The sequence below is a fragment of the Enterococcus olivae genome (assembly GCF_053760925.1).
In genome coordinates this window covers 55,837-70,902 of sequence record NZ_JBSMVT010000010.1, presented here as the reverse complement: position 1 = coordinate 70,902, position 15,066 = coordinate 55,837, and the positions used below count along the sequence as shown (strand labels likewise).

Genomic DNA, 15,066 nt, shown 5'->3' with positions numbered 1-15,066 from the left:
CTACAAGGAGATTATAACATGAAAGAACAAAATTCAGAAGTCGTAAGAGGGTACAAAGTATTTGACGAAAATTGGCAGTGCAGAGGGTTTCAGTATGAAGTAGGCAAAACATTCACTCACGGCGAACAAATTGAACCTTGTGTTTCAGGCTTTCATTTTTGCCCAAAAGTTTCTGATTGCTTTAGTTATTACAGTTTCGATCCAAGAAACAAAATTGCCGAAGTAATCGCTCACGGGGAAGTAAAAGGTGATGACGACAAACTTGTAACAGATGTCATCGAAATCATTCGCGAAGTGTCTTGGGAAGAAATGCTCAGACTTGCAAATAGCGGTAGTAACAATTCGGGTCACTCCAACAGTGGTGACTTCAACAGTGGTGACTTCAACAGTGGTGACTTCAACAGTGGTGACTTCAACAGTGGTGACTTCAACAGTGGTCACTCCAACAGTGGTGACTTCAACAGTGGTCACTCCAACAGTGGTCACTCCAACAGTGGTGACTTCAACAGTGGTGACTTCAACAGTGGTCACTCCAACAGTGGTGACTTCAACAGTGGTGACTTCAACAGTGGTGACTTCAACAGTGGTCACTCCAACAGTGGTAACTTCAACAGTGGTAACCGCAACAGTGGTGAGTGGAATGTATCTGATCATAATTCTGGATGTTTTAATACCGAAACTAGACCGCTGCACTTCTTTGACAAAGAAACGGATATCACGTGGGCTGACTGGTATCGGCATCGAGGGCGTTACATTCTTAATAGTTTCTTGTACCGTCCAACATCTTGGGTTTGGCATGATGACATGACGGATGACGAAAAAGCGCAAAATCCACACTGGGAAGTGACACGAGGCTACTTAAAACGTAACCAATTGAGTTACAAAGAAGCATTCCAAGAGTTTTGGAATAAGCTTGACGAAGGTGAAAAAGCGGACGTACTGACTATTCCTAATTTTGATGCTGTGAAGTTTGAAAAAATAACTGGGGTGAATGTGCATGGATAAGATTGCCTTACTTCAAAAGCACTTGGCGGGCTTTAAAGAGTTGAAACCTGATAATCGGTCCAAGCCTCGTGTGCCTAAGAAATCTAAGAAGCTAACAGATGAACAGTTCAAGAAAAAACAAGAACAGTACGAGGAGAAAATGAAAGACTGGCAGAAGTCTGATAAACCCAAAGCGAAGCTACGACAGTTCTGCGTTACTGGTGAAGGTACTGCGTTAGGGGGATCTGCGCATAGAATGTTTCGTTTATATGATATCCCGAACGAACTCGGTGAAACGTATTTTATCGGCGGAGACGGAGAAAGTTATCCTGACTTTCAAGGTGTGGTGGACAGGGCGACTTCTTTTAGCGACCGTGTGCTAAAACTACCTGTTGACCGTGATTTCATACGATTTTTAGCAACTTTAGATAAAGCAGTGGATGTCGCAAACTTCCATTTCAAAGATGGGAAGCTTTCTGTGGAGCCAAAAGTTTTTTCACGCGAAAGGAACGAAGAGAATTTGAAGGAGGATAGTTTCAAAAATGCAAACTATCAATTGTCCTTGGCTTCTGATACCGATATTCGGTTTAGCGTGAATGTGGAATATTTGCTTTCCATGTTCAAATTAGCTCAGCAACTTAAAATACGTGAAATCATCATGCATTTTGTTAGTCCGATACGCCCCGTTCGATTTGAAGGAGATTCATTGACCTACATCATTGCTCCAGTAAGATCATAAAAAAATTAGGAGGAAAACTATTATGGCAAAAATTACATTAAATATTGAAGCAGGCAGCACGGAAGAATTAAGAGAGGCTTTAGATCAATTGCAGTTTGGGCAAACGGTTGAAATTCATCATCTAGCAGAAGATCCTAAGAAGGAAAAACCTGTTGAAAAGCCTGTTGAAAAGCCTGTCAAAGAAGAAAAAAAGAAACCTGCACCAAAGCCAAAGAAAGAAGAGGTCTCTACGGAAGAGACTTCCGAAACTCAAAACTCTACTGAAAAAGAAGTGCCGGTGGACGAAACGGATCCGAAAACATCCGCTACCGCTAACAAATATCCGAAAGCGACAAAAGATGATGTTTTTGCAGCCGTCAAAGACGCCTTGAAAAAAGGCAAACGCGATGAACTAAAAACAGCGTTTGGACGTTTCGATGTTGAAAAAGCTTCACAGTTGAAACCGGAACATTTTGGCGTTTTCCTTACGGATTTAGAAGTTTTGGTAGGTGAATAATATGCCAGTCGGAAAACACGCGCTTTTAGGCGCAAGCAGCGCGCATCGGTGGTTGATTTGTCCGCCGATCGCACGCCTTGAAGAAGATGTCGTAGACAAAGGTAGCGCGTTCGCACAAGAGGGTACAGACGCGCACGAACTTGCAGAACTGCAGTTGATGAAACGTTTTAAGTTAGCACCAGCGCGAACCTTAAACAGCAAGCTGAAAAAGTTTAGAGAAGGCAGCAGCTACTATGACAAGTCAATGGAAGACTATATCAGCGATTATTGTGACCTGGTAGAAGAACGTTTCAACAGCTATGAAAAAGCCGAAGTAGAACTGGAACAACGTGTAGATTTTTCTAAGTGGGTGCCGGAAGGGTTCGGAACGAGTGACGTCGTTATCCTGGCCGAAAACACGATCGAAATTATTGATCTAAAATACGGCAAGGGCGTGCCGGAGGATGCCTACTTAAATCCGCAACTTATGTTATACGCGTTGGGCGCCGTTGATAAATACGATTTGTTGTATGACTTTGAAACGGTTCGCATGACGATCGTGCAGCCGCGACTAGACAACCTATCAACATTTGAAATTGATGTCGCTGAACTGATGTACTGGGCGGACAACTACGTGGCACCGCGTGCGGTACAAGCCTATGAGGGTATAGGCGAATGGACGATCACGAATGACGTTGTGAAGTTTTCAAAAGTCCGCGCACAGTTACGGCCCAGGGCAGAAAAGAATTTCAAGCTGATCGAAAAATTTGATTTTCAAGATGCTGCACTTTTAAACAATGAAGAGATCGCCGAGATTTTGGCACAAGCGTCTGAAATTACAAAATGGATCGAACACGTAGAAAGCTTTGCACTGTATGAAGCACTGAACAACGGTGCGGAATATCCGGGCTACAAACTTGTAGCCGGTCGCAGCAATCGCAAAATATCCGATGAAGAAGGCCTAGCCTTAATCTTGGATATGGAAGGCTACGACGACAAAGAATTCTTGAAACCGCGCCAGTTGCAAGCAATCGGCAGCCTAGAAAAATTAGTCGGCAAAAAGAAATTCGCCGAACTAGCAGCCGATTTCATCATTAAACCGGAAGGAAAACCGACACTCGTACCAGTCACAGACAAGCGCCCAGCGCTCAACAGCGTGGACGCTGCAGCCGAAGATTTTGAAGGGGTGAAATGATATGCCGAAGCAAAAACCGAAAGCGGTCGTATTCGCTGGAACAGGTTATCAAATCATTCGATCAGATCCGCGAAACTTAGAACTGCAGGTTTTAGGCACAAACGCCGACGGCAAAGAAGTCTATCAATTTAAAGGCTATTTTCAAACGATAGAAGCGGCTTTGGCCTACCTGGTCTATAAGTCTAGCTTACTAGACGAATCGCTTACACACGACATAGAAAGCTATGTCAAATCAATTTTGGATACAAAGAAAACCGTCGTCGCAGACATCAAAAATCAGTACGACGAATTTTTCTAAAATATAAAAATAATCGAAAGAAGGAATTTTATCATGGCAAAATTAACAGGAACTAAAGTAGTAACGAATAAAGTGAGATTGAGTTTTGTAAACGTCATTGAACCGAAAGCATTTGAAGGACAAGAACCGAAATACTCTGCTATGCTGCTTATCCCTAAAGACGACAAAGAAACGTTGTCAGCTATCAAGAAAGCCATCAAGGCCGCTTATGATGCAGCGAAAGGCGACAAGCTGAAAGGCGTGAAACCGGATCGAGTGAAAACTACTTTGCGAGACGGTGACGAGGAAAAGGACACCGAAGAACATCCGGAATTTGAAAACATGATGTTTATCAACGTTTCAAGCAAAACAAGACCGCAAGTCGTGAAACGTGAAGACGGCATGTTAGTGAAAACCGAAGACCCGGAAGACATTTACAGCGGTGTGTATGCGAATGTGTCTATTAACTTCTACGCGTACAATACAGCAGGAAACAAAGGGATCGCTGCAGGTTTGAACAATATTCTTACAAGCGGAAAAGGCGACTTCCTGGGCGGACGTGCGAACGCTGAATCTGACTTCGGCGACATGGACTGGGACGACGAAGAAGACGAGGACGATTTTTTATAAAAACTGAATAGAGGGCTGAAAAGCCCTCTTTCTTTTAGGGGGAAAAACGATGGCCGTAAGAGTGACCATATACTTAAAAAGTGGCGGAAATGTGGGACTAGATATTAAAGATACTACGGTAGCGGATCAAATTGAAATTTATGAGGATCTTTTCAATCCGGGAAAAAATAAAACATTTTTAAAGCATGTTGGTCCGGCATCAACGCAGTTGATACCTGCTGAAAATATCGCGTGCATAGATGTGAAAGAGGTGTTCAGAAGTCATGAAAGGACGCAACGACGGTGAGAGAAAACACATCAAATTCGTTGAACAGGTAATTTTTACATCGAAGGAATACCGGGCGATGAAAAAGGAATTTGATGCGATGAAAAAAGAAGTCGCTTATTTAAAAAAGAAATTTGAAGCGATGGAAAATGAAAAGGACATCGACGCTTTGGGAGACCTGGAAGCACAGCAGGAAGCTGAAAGAGACGCTGCCTGGCGTGACTGGTTAGATAGTGAGGAATGGCGGGGCTAAACATGAAAACATTAAACATCGACATAGAAACATACTCGGACGAGGACTTAATGAAAGTCGGCGTTTACAAGTATGTGGATAGTCCGAACTTTGAAATTCTGCTGTTTGCCTTTTCGGTTGATGGCGGTCCGGTGGAATGTATCGATCTTACTAAAGACAAAGTACCGGAAGAAATTATCGAAGCGCTGGACGATCCGGAAGTAACAAAAATCGCTTTTAACGCACAGTTTGAACGTGTTTGTCTATCTAAGTTTGTCGGTGCCAGCGAAAGACTGGATCCGGCGCAGTGGCGCTGCACGATGGTTCATGCGAACCAGTTAGGCTTACCGGCTTCACTTGGCCAATGTGCGAAGTATTTAGGCATCGAACAGCAGAAAGACACAAGAGGCACGCAGTTGATCAATTTCTTTTCTAAGCCGTGCAAGCCGACAAAGAAAAACGATCAGCGGACGAGAAACCTGCCGGAACACGATCCGGAAAAGTGGCAAACCTTTGTTGAATACTGCATACAAGATGTAAACGTTGAAATGGCGATCGCTGAAAAACTAGGAAAAGTGCCAGTCAAAGAAAGCGAGTGGCAACTCTATGCATTAGATCAACAAATTAACGACAGAGGGGCACAAGTTGACGGTGAGCTAGCTACTGCAGCTGTTGAGATGATGGAAGAGCTGACAGATGAAAACATGGCCAAGTTGCGAGAAGTGACCGGCTTAGAAAATCCGAACAGCTTGAAACAACTCAAAGAGTGGTTAGCAGCACAAGGCACACCTTTTGAGAAATTAGGCAAGGACTTAGTAGAAGCTGCCGTCAGCGGCGGCAAGTTGCCGGAACAGGTAGAAACAGCCCTTAGATTGCGTTTAAACCTTTCCAACTCGTCAACGAAGAAATACATCATGATGGACGGCGCAACGTGCAGAGACGGCCGTATTCACGGTATTTTGCAATTTTACGGCGCGAACCGAACAGGGCGCTGGGCCGGCCGATTGCTGCAAGTACAGAACTTGCCTAGAAACTACCTGCGCGAAATAGAATTCGCACGGGAACTAGTCAAAGCAAAAGACACCGAAGGCATCGAATTGATGTATGACAGTGTGCCGGATACCTTGAAACAACTAATCAGAACCGGCCTGATCGCAAAAGACGGCCACCGCTTTGTAATCAGCGACTTTTCTGCGATTGAAGCGCGGGTTATTGCCTGGTACGCCAATCAAGACTGGGTGCTGGACGTGTTTAGGACACACGGCAAAATTTACGAAGCGACAGCCGCGCAAATGTTTGGGCTTGGAAAAGTGGAAGACTACGACTGGAAAAGCCACACAGGAAAAGACATGCGGCAACGTGGAAAAGTGGCCACCTTAGCACTTGGCTACCAAGGCGGACCCGGCGCACTTAAAGCAATGGGCGCACTGGAACAAGGTATCAAAGAAGAAGAGCTGCAAGACATCGTGAACCGGTGGCGCGAAGCAAACAAGCGAATTAAAAATTTTTGGTTTGATACACAGCGGGCCGTGATCGACTGCCTAAAAAACGGCGGCATCACCAAAGGGCCGAAAGGGTTGAAATTTTATAAAAAATTCGGTTTTCTGTTCATCCAATTACCGTCCGGACGAAAATTGGCATACGCTAAAGCTCATTTGGAAGAAGGAAATTATGGACCAGCCGTTTTCTACGAAGGTCAAGGTGATAAGGTCGCTTTTACGAAGCAACAGACCTATGGCGGAAAATTGGTGGAAAACATTGTACAAGCAACGGCTAGGGATGTACTAGCTGAATCGCTTGTACGACTTGAAAAAGAAGGCTATCCAGTTGTGTTCCACGTACACGATGAAGCAGTCTGCGAGGTTCCTTACGATTTTGGTTCGGTAGATAAGATGAATGAAATTCTTTCTGTCGTTCCTGATTGGGCAGAAGGATTACCTTTAGCAGCCGCAGGCTTTGAAACGAAATTTTATATGAAAGATTAGGTGATTTTATGGATGAAGCAGTTGTTTGGCATAAGATGGCTCTGATACTCGAGGTGATAAAAAATGAAACAGAAACAATACCGAGCTTTTGGGTTAGAGACGGGCGAGATTTATGCGGAAGGAAATGAAGAAGAGGTTCGCCGAAAATTACAAAAGAAGTTTCCTTCGTATCGTACAGATACGAAAGCTCGATTGGCGTTACAAGTGCCCGTTTATCCAGAACCTCTAATGATTTCAAAAATTTAGAAAGGATGGCCGAGAAATGGAAAAGCCTAAAAAAAATCCATCTTTAAAGTTTAACGGTGAGATCCATCTCGCCATTGGAAGCGGAAGAACAGAAAGAAAATGGAAGAACCGGACACAGAACTGGTCTGACTTCCTGCAACGTTTAAACACGCCGACGGTGACGCAGGAAACCGTTGAGGACTACAAAAAAATGCCGAAATCCAAGCAAGACGACATCAAAGATGTTGGCGGGTTTGTTGGTGGTTGGTTAAAAGAAGGCAAGCGGAAAAAGGGGTTTGCACAGCAGCGCAGTCTTGTGACGCTGGACGCGGACAGCACGACACTGGACTTTTGGGACGACGTGAAAATTTTATTTGATCACGCGGCTGCCGTTTATACGACACACAGCCATTTAGTGAAAGGCCCGCGTTACCGCTTAATTATCCCTTTAAGCCGGCCGGTGACGGCCGAAGAATACGAACCGTTAGCGCGTAAAATTGCTGATTTGTTCGGCATGGATAACTTTGATGATACGACGTACCAGGCTGAACGATTGATGTATTTTCCCAGCCATTCAATCGATGGCGAATATTTTACGGACTACATGGACGCGCCGTGGATTGATCCGGACGAAGTGCTGGCCGAGTATCACGACTGGCGCGATAGTAGTTTTTGGCCGGAATCAAGTCGCGGGCATTCAATCCGTGCAGACCAGGCGAAAAAGGCCGGCGATCCGTTGGAAAAGAAAGGCGCGGTCGGGGCATTTTGCCGCACATATGACATCGTTTCTGCTATTGAAACCTTTTTGCCGGACGTGTACGGGCCGACTGGCCACGATGACCGCTGGACGTATTTAGGCGGTTCGACGAGTGGCGGGCTAGTGATTTACGATGACAAGTTTGCTTATAGCCACCACGGCACCGATCCGGTGGGCGATCAATTAGTCAACGCGTTTGACCTGGTCCGTATTCATCTTTACGGCGACATGGACGAGGATGTTAAACCGCAGACGAGAATAGACCGCTATCCGTCTTACAAGGCGATGCGCGATTTTGCGATGGACGATAAGGAAGTTAAAAAGCTGATTCAATCTGAAACGTTGTCGCAGGCGTTTGAAGACTTTGACGGCGAACTGGTGGAACTCGAAGAAGAGGACAAAGACTGGTTTAAGAAAATGGAACTTGAAATTGATGAATACGGACAAATTGCCGCTTCTGCGAAAAATTTGGAAACGATCATTCTGCAAGATCCGAACATCCGGAAAAAGATTTTCATGAACAGCTTTTCTAATCGTATCGAAATCAAGAAAGACCTGCCGTGGCGTAAAGTTGGCCAGGATAAAACCTGGAAAGACAGCGACGACGCCGGCATAAGAATATACATCGAAAAGATTTATGGCATCGTCAACCGTGGAAAAATCGACGATATGCTGGCACAAGAAATCGAACGCAATTCTTACGATCCGGTACTTAATTACCTGGAAAGTTTGGATTGGGACGAGGTACCAAGAGTTGAAACGCTTTTGATGGACTACCTGGGCGCGCAAGACGTGCCATTCAATCGCGTGGCCATGCGGAAGTTTTTAGCCGCTGCGGTAGCAAGAATTTACGTGCCAGGCATTAAATTCGATTACATGCTAGTCACAAGCGGTCCGCAAGGTATCGGGAAAACCTTACTGCCTGCAAAATTGGCCGGAGACTGGTTTTCTAACAGCTTAGAAGGGGTCAGCGGGAAAGATGCCTACGAGGCACTTCAAGGCGTTTGGATCATGGAAATGGGCGAACTTTCCGCCACCAAAAAAGCAGATATCGAAGCCACGAAACATTTTATCAGTAAACAAGAAGACATTTTCCGGGTGGCTTATGGCCGTCACAAGTCGTACTTTAAACGCCGTTGCGTGTTTTGGGGAACGACGAACGATAATGAGTTTTTAAGAGACAAGACCGGAAACCGCCGTTTTTGGCCGGTAGATGTCGGCATTGAACCGATCAAGCATCACGTTTGGGAAATGTCAGACGAAACGCGTGATCAGATTTGGGCGGAAGCCGTGCATTATTGGAAGGCCGGCGAAAAGCTGTATTTGACCGACGAACAAGAAAAGTGGGCGCTGGAACAACAAGAATTTCACACGGAATCGTCAAGCATGGAAGGCGAAATTTTGGAATATTTGGAAATACCAATAACGGAAGACTGGTACGCGCGTACAAAGCAAGAAAGGCGCGAGTATATTCAAGGCCACGGCACGGACATTGTGGATGACGGCGATGTCGTGAGAAACAAAATTTGTGTGGCGGAGATTTGGAACGAACTCTATAACGGAGATTCTAAGAATATTCATCCGGCAAAAGCGGCAGAAATTCGTTTAATTTTGAATAATTTGACCGGCTGGAAGAAATCAAACACAGGAGATAAGGGGCGTTTAAGGTTTGGCACGGGGTACGGACGACAAGTTGCCTACGTAAAGCAAGAACCTTAGAGCCACAAGGGAAACAGCATTTTTCATGTAAAAAGCGAGGGTGTACCACCTTTTAAAATGAAAAGTGGTACACCAAAAATCACTAGTGTACCACCTGTACCACCTAAAAAAGTGAGGTGGTACGCCTAGTGGTACGCCTTGAAGCGTTGGGGCAGTAGGGAAAGAGGTGCATTGTACCACCTGTACCACCTTTTTTACTCTACTTACTGAAAAAGTAATTATACATATATAGGGGTATATAAAATATATGTAAAACAGGGGTTTCAGTCTATACGCGCGCGAGGGGGTACAAGTGGTACGGCAGAAAGGGGACCGAAAATGGAAACTGAAAAAGACATCGAGACATATTTTAAAAAGCAGATAACGAAGGCAGGCGGGCTATGTTTAAAATTTACTAGCCCAGGAGTGCGAGGCGTACCAGACAGGATCGCAATTTTTAAAGGCAAGACCTTTTTCGTTGAATTGAAACGGCCGGGGCAGAAGCCAAGAAAAGACCAAGAAAAAATGGCGAAGACGTTTGAAAAGCACGGCGTAAAAATTTACGTGATCGATACGAAAACCGAAGCGGAACTTTTCGCCTTGAAAATGAAGGTGGGCGATTTATGAAATGCCAGCTACACGAATACCAAGAGTATTCAAAAGATTTTATCTTAGATCATCCCTATTGTGCCTTATTGCTGGATATGGGTTTAGGCAAGACACTTTCTAGCTTGACGGCCATCGAAGAACTGATCAATGTTTTTGGCGACGTAGAAAACGTTTTGGTGATCGCGCCGCTTTCGGTAGCAGAAAAAACCTGGTCCGACGAGATAGCCAAGTGGGATCACTTGCAGCACTTGACCTTTTCAAAGGTTTTAGGCAGCCAGAAACAACGTTTGGCGGCATTAAGTAAAAAAGCCGACGTCTATCTGATCAACCGTGAAAACGTAGAATGGCTGGTAAACCATTACCAACGCCGCTGGCCGTTTCAAACTGTTATTATCGATGAATTATCAAGCTTTAAGTCAAGCAGCGCGAAACGCTTCAAAGCACTGCGTAAAGTACGGCCAACGATGAAGCGGGTGATAGGACTAACAGGAACCCCGTCACCGAACAGCTTAATGGATTTATGGCCACAAATTTATTTATTGGATCAAGGTGAACGGCTATGCAAGACGATCACACAATACCGAAACAAGTATTTTGTGCCGGATCAACAAAACGGCCACATCGTCTATAGCTGGCGATTAAGACCAGGAGCGGAAGAAGCCATTTACAAAAAAATTAGTGATATCTGCGTCAGTATGAAAGCCAAGGACTACCTGCAGTTACCGCCACGAACAAATAACATCGTATCGGTGGAGTTGGACGAAAAGGACAGGCGAAAATACAAGGAACTGGAACGAGAATACGTTTTAGAAATGAAAGACGCTGATGTTGTTGCCAGCAACGCGGCCACCTTATCAAACAAGCTTTTACAGCTATCTAACGGCGCCATATACGATGAATTCGGCAACGAGTGGGAAATACATGAGAAAAAGCTGGAAGCATTAGGACGCATCATAGACGAGGCACAGGGGCAACCGGTTTTAGTCTTTTACCAATATCGGCATGACCTTGACCGCATACAAGCTACTTTCAAACAAGCGAAAAAATTGGACGTTGCTGCCGGCGATATCGACGCATGGAACAAAGGCAAGATACCGGTACTTTTAGCACATCCGCAATCTGCGGGGCATGGTTTAAACCTGCAGGCAGGCGGCCATATCATCGTTTGGTTTGGGCTTACTTGGTCGCTGGAGTATTACCAGCAGGCAAACGCAAGACTGGACCGACAAGGCCAAAAAGAACCGGTGATCGTGCATCATTTAGTGACAACAGACACGATCGACGAACAGGTTATCAAAGCACTGGAAAATAAAGAAGTTGGCCAAGAAGCCTTAATGGCGGCCGTAAAAGCAAAGATTGAGGAGTATCGGGGGTAGGTTTATGTACGAATGGTTAAACAGTTACCAGGAGTGGCAGCAGAAAATCAAGTTGCTGGAATGGAAACTAAGCACATATAAACATGAGTTGGAACGTTGGTGTGATCCGGATGATTTAGGCAAGTATTCGCTGACAAAAGGATCCAAGGCTGCAAGACTTGAAGATATTATCGCCGATTTAGAACACGAATTGGCGGACAAAATGAATGAACTGTATGACTTAAAAAAAGTCATTTATTCTTTCCAAGGAACAGAACAGCACATACTTAGAATGAAATACATTGAGGGATTGACCTTGAAAGAAATAGCGATAGAATTTGGGTACAATCAAGACTATTTGAGACGAAAACACCGACAAATTTTAAAAAGAATCGAGTTTCAACGCGAAAAAATTTGAAAAGGTCACAAACAGGTCACACCACACCTTGTAATATTCAGTTATACTGTTACCAGTATAACTGGGCAAACTGTAGGGATACACCTTTCTTGATTGAAAAGGTGTATCCCCTCTTTTTTGCGTTCTAGGGAGGTGAAAAGACATGGCAATGACTGCAAAGCGGAAGGTTTTTGCGGATGAATGGTTGAAAGATATGAACGGAACAAGAGCATATAAAGCCGCTTATCCGTCAGTTAAAAGCGATCAAACGGCGGCAACGAATGCGGGGAGATTGCTTAGAAATGCTGAGGTTAAAACGTATATAGACGAACAGCTTGAAATTATGCACAACGAACGCCAGGCAGATGCCAGCGAGGTTTTGGAGTTTCTAACGTCAATTATGAGGGGCGAACACAGAGAACAAACCTTAATTGGGCTAGGTGAAGGCGCGCAAGGTATCACTGATATAGACGTCGGCGCAAAAGATCGGATAAAAGCCGCTGAATTGCTGGGTAAACGTCATGCACTATTCACCGATAAAGTTGATTTACAAACAGGCGATATCGTGATTAAAGTTGGTGAATGGGATGATGAAGACTAAGCCAAAAATTAACATCGTGCTGCAGTTTGAAAAGCCCTCACGCGTCTTTAACAAGCATACTTATGATAGTCTATTCGACTATTCAAAATTCACCGAAATTCACTACGGCGGAGCTAGTAGCGGCAAATCTCACGGCGTCGTGCAGAAAGTTGTAATCAAAGCCTGCCAAAAATGGAAAAAGCCGCGAAAGATTTTGTTTTTGCGAAAAGTCGGCACATCGATCAAAGATTCGATTTTTGCTGACGTGATTTCTTGCTTATCCGATTTCAACTTATTGGATCGCTGCAAGGTAAACATGACCGATTTTAGAATCACGTTACCGAACGGTGCGGAATTTTTATTCAAGGGCATGGATGACCCGGAAAAAATCAAGTCAATTAAAGGCATATCAGACGTTGTCATGGAAGAAGCAACGGAATTCACACTAGATGATTACACACAGCTTACCTTGCGTCTACGTGATCGTAAGCACGTTTTTAGACAAATCTTTTTGATGTTTAACCCCGTTTCTAAACTGAACTGGGTGTACAAACACTTTTTCGGCGAAGAAGCCGAAGTGGACCTTGAAAGAGTCGGCATCCATCACACGACTTACAAAGACAACAAGTTTTTGGATGAGGAAAACCGGCACACGATCGAAGAGTTAGAAAAGCGAAATCCGGCATACTATCGTATTTACGCTTTAGGCGAGTTTGCAACGCTTGATAAGCTAGTCTTTCCTAGATATCAAATGCGCCGTTTAGACAAAACAGACAACAAACTACGAGGCATAGAAAGCGATTTTGGTCTTGACTTTGGTTATGTCAACGATCCGACGGCTTTCTTACACGTAAAAGTGGACGAGGCCAACAAAAAAATTTATTGCATGGAAGAATACACGAAAAAAGGTTTGCTCAACGATCAGATTGCAAACAAGATCCACGAATTCGGTTACGGCAAAGAAATCATCACAGCCGATTCGGCAGAACAGAAATCCATCGCCGAAATTCGTACAAAATACAACGTGCCACGTATCCGGCCAGCCACAAAAGGCCCGGATTCAATTCGACAAGGGATTCAATGGCTTTTGCAATATGATCTCATTATCGATGATCGCTGCGTAAAGCTAAAAGAAGAGCTGGAAAACTATACCTGGAAGAAAGACAAGAAAACAGGCGAGTATATCAACGAACCTGTAGACAGTTACAACCACATCATTGACGCCTTGCGTTATGCGGTAGAGCATCGCAGCAGACGACGCGGCGGCATCGAAATTCTAAAATAAAAGGAGAAGCGACATGGAACTTGAAACAGCCATTAAGTTGTTTGAGAAGCTGGAACTTATTCGCACGGAAATCCACAAAAAATATAAAGTGGCCAGGCGATATTATCACAATGAAAATGACATAACGCTGGAAACAAAAGGCGAAAGCAAAGTAGATAACGAGAAAGAAGACTTTTTGAGAAAAGCAGATAGCCGAGTAAGCAACAACTTCCACCAGCTATTAGTTGATCAAAAAGCAAGTTATGTCGGCAGCGTGGTCCCTGTTTTCGATACAGGAAGCGAAGAGCTAGACAAGATCATCACCGATGACCTGGGCGATCGTTTTGCGCGTACACTGCAACGCCTGGTAGTTGATTCAAGTAATGCAGGTACAGCGTGGCTTCACTGCTGGAAAGATATGGATACAGGCGATTTTAAATATTCAATCGTGCCACCGGATCAGATTGTCGTCATTTATAACAATGACATCGAGAAGAAAATTCTTGCTATCCGGCGCACTTATTCGCAAATCGATCCGGAAACTGGAGAACCGATGATCTATGAAGAATATTGGACGGAAAAGGAAGCGACTTTCTTCAAACGCAAAGGCGACTTTACGACGATGGAAGTGCATAACTGCATCCCTATCATCGATAAAAATTTAGGCCAAGAAGTGGAACGTGTGAACGTGTTTAACCACGGCTTTGACGAAATCCCGTTTGTGCGCTTCCCTAACAATTTGATGCACACGAATGACCTAGACAAGTACAAAGGTTTAATAGACGTGTACGATACCGTTTATAACGGTTTTGTGAACGATATTAAAGACGTGCAGCAAGTAATTGTCGTTTTAACGAACTACGGCGGTACGGATTTAAGTGAGTTTATGAGTGATTTACGAGAAGCGAAAGCGATCAAGATGCAGGACAGTGGCGCAGGCGACAGATCCGGCGTCAGCACGCTTCAAATCGATATACCGGTAGAAGCCCGCAACAGTTTGCTGGAACAAACCCGTGACGCAATCTTTTTACAAGGTCAGGGCGTCAATCCAACGAAACTCGAACTAGGAAACAACAGCGGCGTCGCATTGAAAATGTTGTACGGCTTGCTAGAATTAAAAGCTAGTGCGTTAGAAAGTGAATATCGCGTAGCTTTTAACAATTTGATCCATTTGATTTTACAAGCGCACGGCAAGGATCAACGTAATTTAAACATTACACAGACCTGGGAGCGTGCAAGCGTGCAGAACTGGCAGGAAAAAGCCGACATGGTTGCAAAACTGGCCGACGTTACCAGCAAAGAGACAATCGCCAAAAACAACCCGCTGGCAGAGGACTGGCAGCACGAACTAGAACTGATTGAATTAGGAGACAGCTACAACGCCGGCGAGGGTGAATAA

At 44.5% G+C, this 15,066-nt stretch carries 17 protein-coding genes; all 17 read left to right on the top strand.

Going from position 1 to position 15,066, the window contains the following annotated elements; all coding sequences use genetic code 11:
* The first annotated feature begins 18 nt into the window (after nucleotides 1–18).
* The 17 genes from ACWODM_RS08465 (at nucleotide 19) to ACWODM_RS08385 (ending at nucleotide 15,066) form a co-directional block, all read left to right on the top strand.
* Complete coding sequence (locus ACWODM_RS08465) at nucleotides 19–1,005, top strand: DUF7666 domain-containing protein (protein ID WP_455320942.1); 987 nt, start codon at nucleotides 19–21, stop codon at nucleotides 1,003–1,005.
* A complete protein-coding gene (locus ACWODM_RS08460; protein WP_455320941.1) occupies nucleotides 998–1,723 on the top strand; it encodes a hypothetical protein in 726 nt (241 codons plus the stop codon). The genes ACWODM_RS08465 and ACWODM_RS08460 overlap by 8 nt, the downstream gene beginning before the upstream one ends.
* Before the next feature lie 22 nt (nucleotides 1,724–1,745).
* Complete coding sequence (locus ACWODM_RS08455; protein ID WP_455320940.1) at nucleotides 1,746–2,219, top strand: hypothetical protein; 474 nt, start codon at nucleotides 1,746–1,748, stop codon at nucleotides 2,217–2,219.
* A 1-nt stretch (nucleotide 2,220) separates the two neighbouring features.
* Nucleotides 2,221–3,393 carry a DUF2800 domain-containing protein gene (locus tag ACWODM_RS08450; protein ID WP_455320939.1) on the top strand — a complete coding sequence of 391 codons (1,173 nt, stop codon included), beginning with the start codon at nucleotides 2,221–2,223 and terminating at the stop codon, nucleotides 3,391–3,393.
* Nucleotide 3,394: 1 nt separating this feature from the next.
* Nucleotides 3,395–3,691: a hypothetical protein gene (locus tag ACWODM_RS08445; RefSeq protein WP_455320938.1), complete on the top strand. Its 297-nt coding sequence runs from the start codon at nucleotides 3,395–3,397 to the stop codon at nucleotides 3,689–3,691.
* 33 nt (nucleotides 3,692–3,724) lie between these two features.
* Complete coding sequence (locus ACWODM_RS08440) at nucleotides 3,725–4,300, top strand: DUF2815 family protein (protein WP_455320937.1); 576 nt, start codon at nucleotides 3,725–3,727, stop codon at nucleotides 4,298–4,300.
* A gap of 49 nt (nucleotides 4,301–4,349) precedes the next feature.
* Nucleotides 4,350–4,586, top strand: coding sequence for a hypothetical protein (locus ACWODM_RS08435; RefSeq protein ID WP_455320936.1), 237 nt, complete (start codon nucleotides 4,350–4,352; stop codon nucleotides 4,584–4,586).
* Nucleotides 4,564–4,818 (top strand): hypothetical protein, encoded by a 255-nt coding sequence (locus tag ACWODM_RS08430; protein WP_455320935.1) that lies wholly within the window; start codon nucleotides 4,564–4,566, stop codon nucleotides 4,816–4,818. The genes ACWODM_RS08435 and ACWODM_RS08430 overlap by 23 nt, the downstream gene beginning before the upstream one ends.
* Nucleotides 4,819–4,820: 2 nt before the next feature.
* Nucleotides 4,821–6,782 (top strand): DNA polymerase, encoded by a 1,962-nt coding sequence (locus ACWODM_RS08425; RefSeq protein ID WP_455320934.1) that lies wholly within the window; start codon nucleotides 4,821–4,823, stop codon nucleotides 6,780–6,782.
* Nucleotides 6,783–6,845: 63 nt separating this feature from the next.
* The gene (locus ACWODM_RS08420; RefSeq protein WP_455320933.1) at nucleotides 6,846–7,028 is read left to right on the top strand and encodes a hypothetical protein; all 183 of its coding nucleotides are present in this window, start codon (nucleotides 6,846–6,848) and stop codon (nucleotides 7,026–7,028) included.
* Between the two features lie 16 nt (nucleotides 7,029–7,044).
* Complete coding sequence (locus tag ACWODM_RS08415) at nucleotides 7,045–9,483, top strand: VapE domain-containing protein (protein ID WP_455320932.1); 2,439 nt, start codon at nucleotides 7,045–7,047, stop codon at nucleotides 9,481–9,483.
* Nucleotides 9,484–9,801: 318 nt separating this feature from the next.
* On the top strand, nucleotides 9,802–10,089 hold the full coding sequence (locus ACWODM_RS08410; protein ID WP_455320931.1) for a VRR-NUC domain-containing protein: 288 nt from the start codon (nucleotides 9,802–9,804) through the stop codon (nucleotides 10,087–10,089).
* On the top strand, nucleotides 10,086–11,447 hold the full coding sequence (locus ACWODM_RS08405; RefSeq protein ID WP_455320930.1) for an SNF2-related protein: 1,362 nt from the start codon (nucleotides 10,086–10,088) through the stop codon (nucleotides 11,445–11,447). Before ACWODM_RS08410 ends, ACWODM_RS08405 begins: the two co-directional genes overlap by 4 nt.
* A gap of 4 nt (nucleotides 11,448–11,451) precedes the next feature.
* On the top strand, nucleotides 11,452–11,844 hold the full coding sequence (locus ACWODM_RS08400) for a sigma factor-like helix-turn-helix DNA-binding protein (RefSeq protein WP_455320929.1): 393 nt from the start codon (nucleotides 11,452–11,454) through the stop codon (nucleotides 11,842–11,844).
* A gap of 142 nt (nucleotides 11,845–11,986) precedes the next feature.
* On the top strand, nucleotides 11,987–12,424 hold the full coding sequence (locus ACWODM_RS08395; protein WP_455320928.1) for a terminase small subunit: 438 nt from the start codon (nucleotides 11,987–11,989) through the stop codon (nucleotides 12,422–12,424).
* Nucleotides 12,414–13,688 carry a PBSX family phage terminase large subunit gene (locus tag ACWODM_RS08390; RefSeq protein WP_455320927.1) on the top strand — a complete coding sequence of 425 codons (1,275 nt, stop codon included), beginning with the start codon at nucleotides 12,414–12,416 and terminating at the stop codon, nucleotides 13,686–13,688. The genes ACWODM_RS08395 and ACWODM_RS08390 overlap by 11 nt, the downstream gene beginning before the upstream one ends.
* A 13-nt stretch (nucleotides 13,689–13,701) precedes the next feature.
* Nucleotides 13,702–15,066, top strand: a complete 1,365-nt coding sequence (locus ACWODM_RS08385; protein ID WP_455320926.1) for a phage portal protein — start codon at nucleotides 13,702–13,704, stop codon at nucleotides 15,064–15,066.

Excerpts from the sequence above, each read along its gene's own strand:
- ACWODM_RS08465 (WP_455320942.1), top strand. The coding sequence starts at position 19 with ATGAAAGAACAAAATTCAGAAGTCGTAAGAGGGTACAAAGTATTTGAC.
- ACWODM_RS08460 (WP_455320941.1), top strand. The coding sequence starts at position 998 with ATGGATAAGATTGCCTTACTTCAAAAGCACTTGGCGGGCTTTAAAGAG.
- ACWODM_RS08455 (WP_455320940.1), top strand. The coding sequence starts at position 1,746 with ATGGCAAAAATTACATTAAATATTGAAGCAGGCAGCACGGAAGAATTA.
- ACWODM_RS08450 (WP_455320939.1), top strand. The coding sequence starts at position 2,221 with ATGCCAGTCGGAAAACACGCGCTTTTAGGCGCAAGCAGCGCGCATCGG.
- ACWODM_RS08445 (WP_455320938.1), top strand. The coding sequence starts at position 3,395 with ATGCCGAAGCAAAAACCGAAAGCGGTCGTATTCGCTGGAACAGGTTAT.
- ACWODM_RS08440 (WP_455320937.1), top strand. The coding sequence starts at position 3,725 with ATGGCAAAATTAACAGGAACTAAAGTAGTAACGAATAAAGTGAGATTG.
- ACWODM_RS08435 (WP_455320936.1), top strand. The coding sequence starts at position 4,350 with ATGGCCGTAAGAGTGACCATATACTTAAAAAGTGGCGGAAATGTGGGA.
- ACWODM_RS08430 (WP_455320935.1), top strand. The coding sequence starts at position 4,564 with ATGAAAGGACGCAACGACGGTGAGAGAAAACACATCAAATTCGTTGAA.
- ACWODM_RS08425 (WP_455320934.1), top strand. The coding sequence starts at position 4,821 with ATGAAAACATTAAACATCGACATAGAAACATACTCGGACGAGGACTTA.
- ACWODM_RS08420 (WP_455320933.1), top strand. The coding sequence starts at position 6,846 with ATGAAACAGAAACAATACCGAGCTTTTGGGTTAGAGACGGGCGAGATT.
- ACWODM_RS08415 (WP_455320932.1), top strand. The coding sequence starts at position 7,045 with ATGGAAAAGCCTAAAAAAAATCCATCTTTAAAGTTTAACGGTGAGATC.
- ACWODM_RS08410 (WP_455320931.1), top strand. The coding sequence starts at position 9,802 with ATGGAAACTGAAAAAGACATCGAGACATATTTTAAAAAGCAGATAACG.
- ACWODM_RS08405 (WP_455320930.1), top strand. The coding sequence starts at position 10,086 with ATGAAATGCCAGCTACACGAATACCAAGAGTATTCAAAAGATTTTATC.
- ACWODM_RS08400 (WP_455320929.1), top strand. The coding sequence starts at position 11,452 with ATGTACGAATGGTTAAACAGTTACCAGGAGTGGCAGCAGAAAATCAAG.
- ACWODM_RS08395 (WP_455320928.1), top strand. The coding sequence starts at position 11,987 with ATGGCAATGACTGCAAAGCGGAAGGTTTTTGCGGATGAATGGTTGAAA.
- ACWODM_RS08390 (WP_455320927.1), top strand. The coding sequence starts at position 12,414 with ATGAAGACTAAGCCAAAAATTAACATCGTGCTGCAGTTTGAAAAGCCC.
- ACWODM_RS08385 (WP_455320926.1), top strand. The coding sequence starts at position 13,702 with ATGGAACTTGAAACAGCCATTAAGTTGTTTGAGAAGCTGGAACTTATT.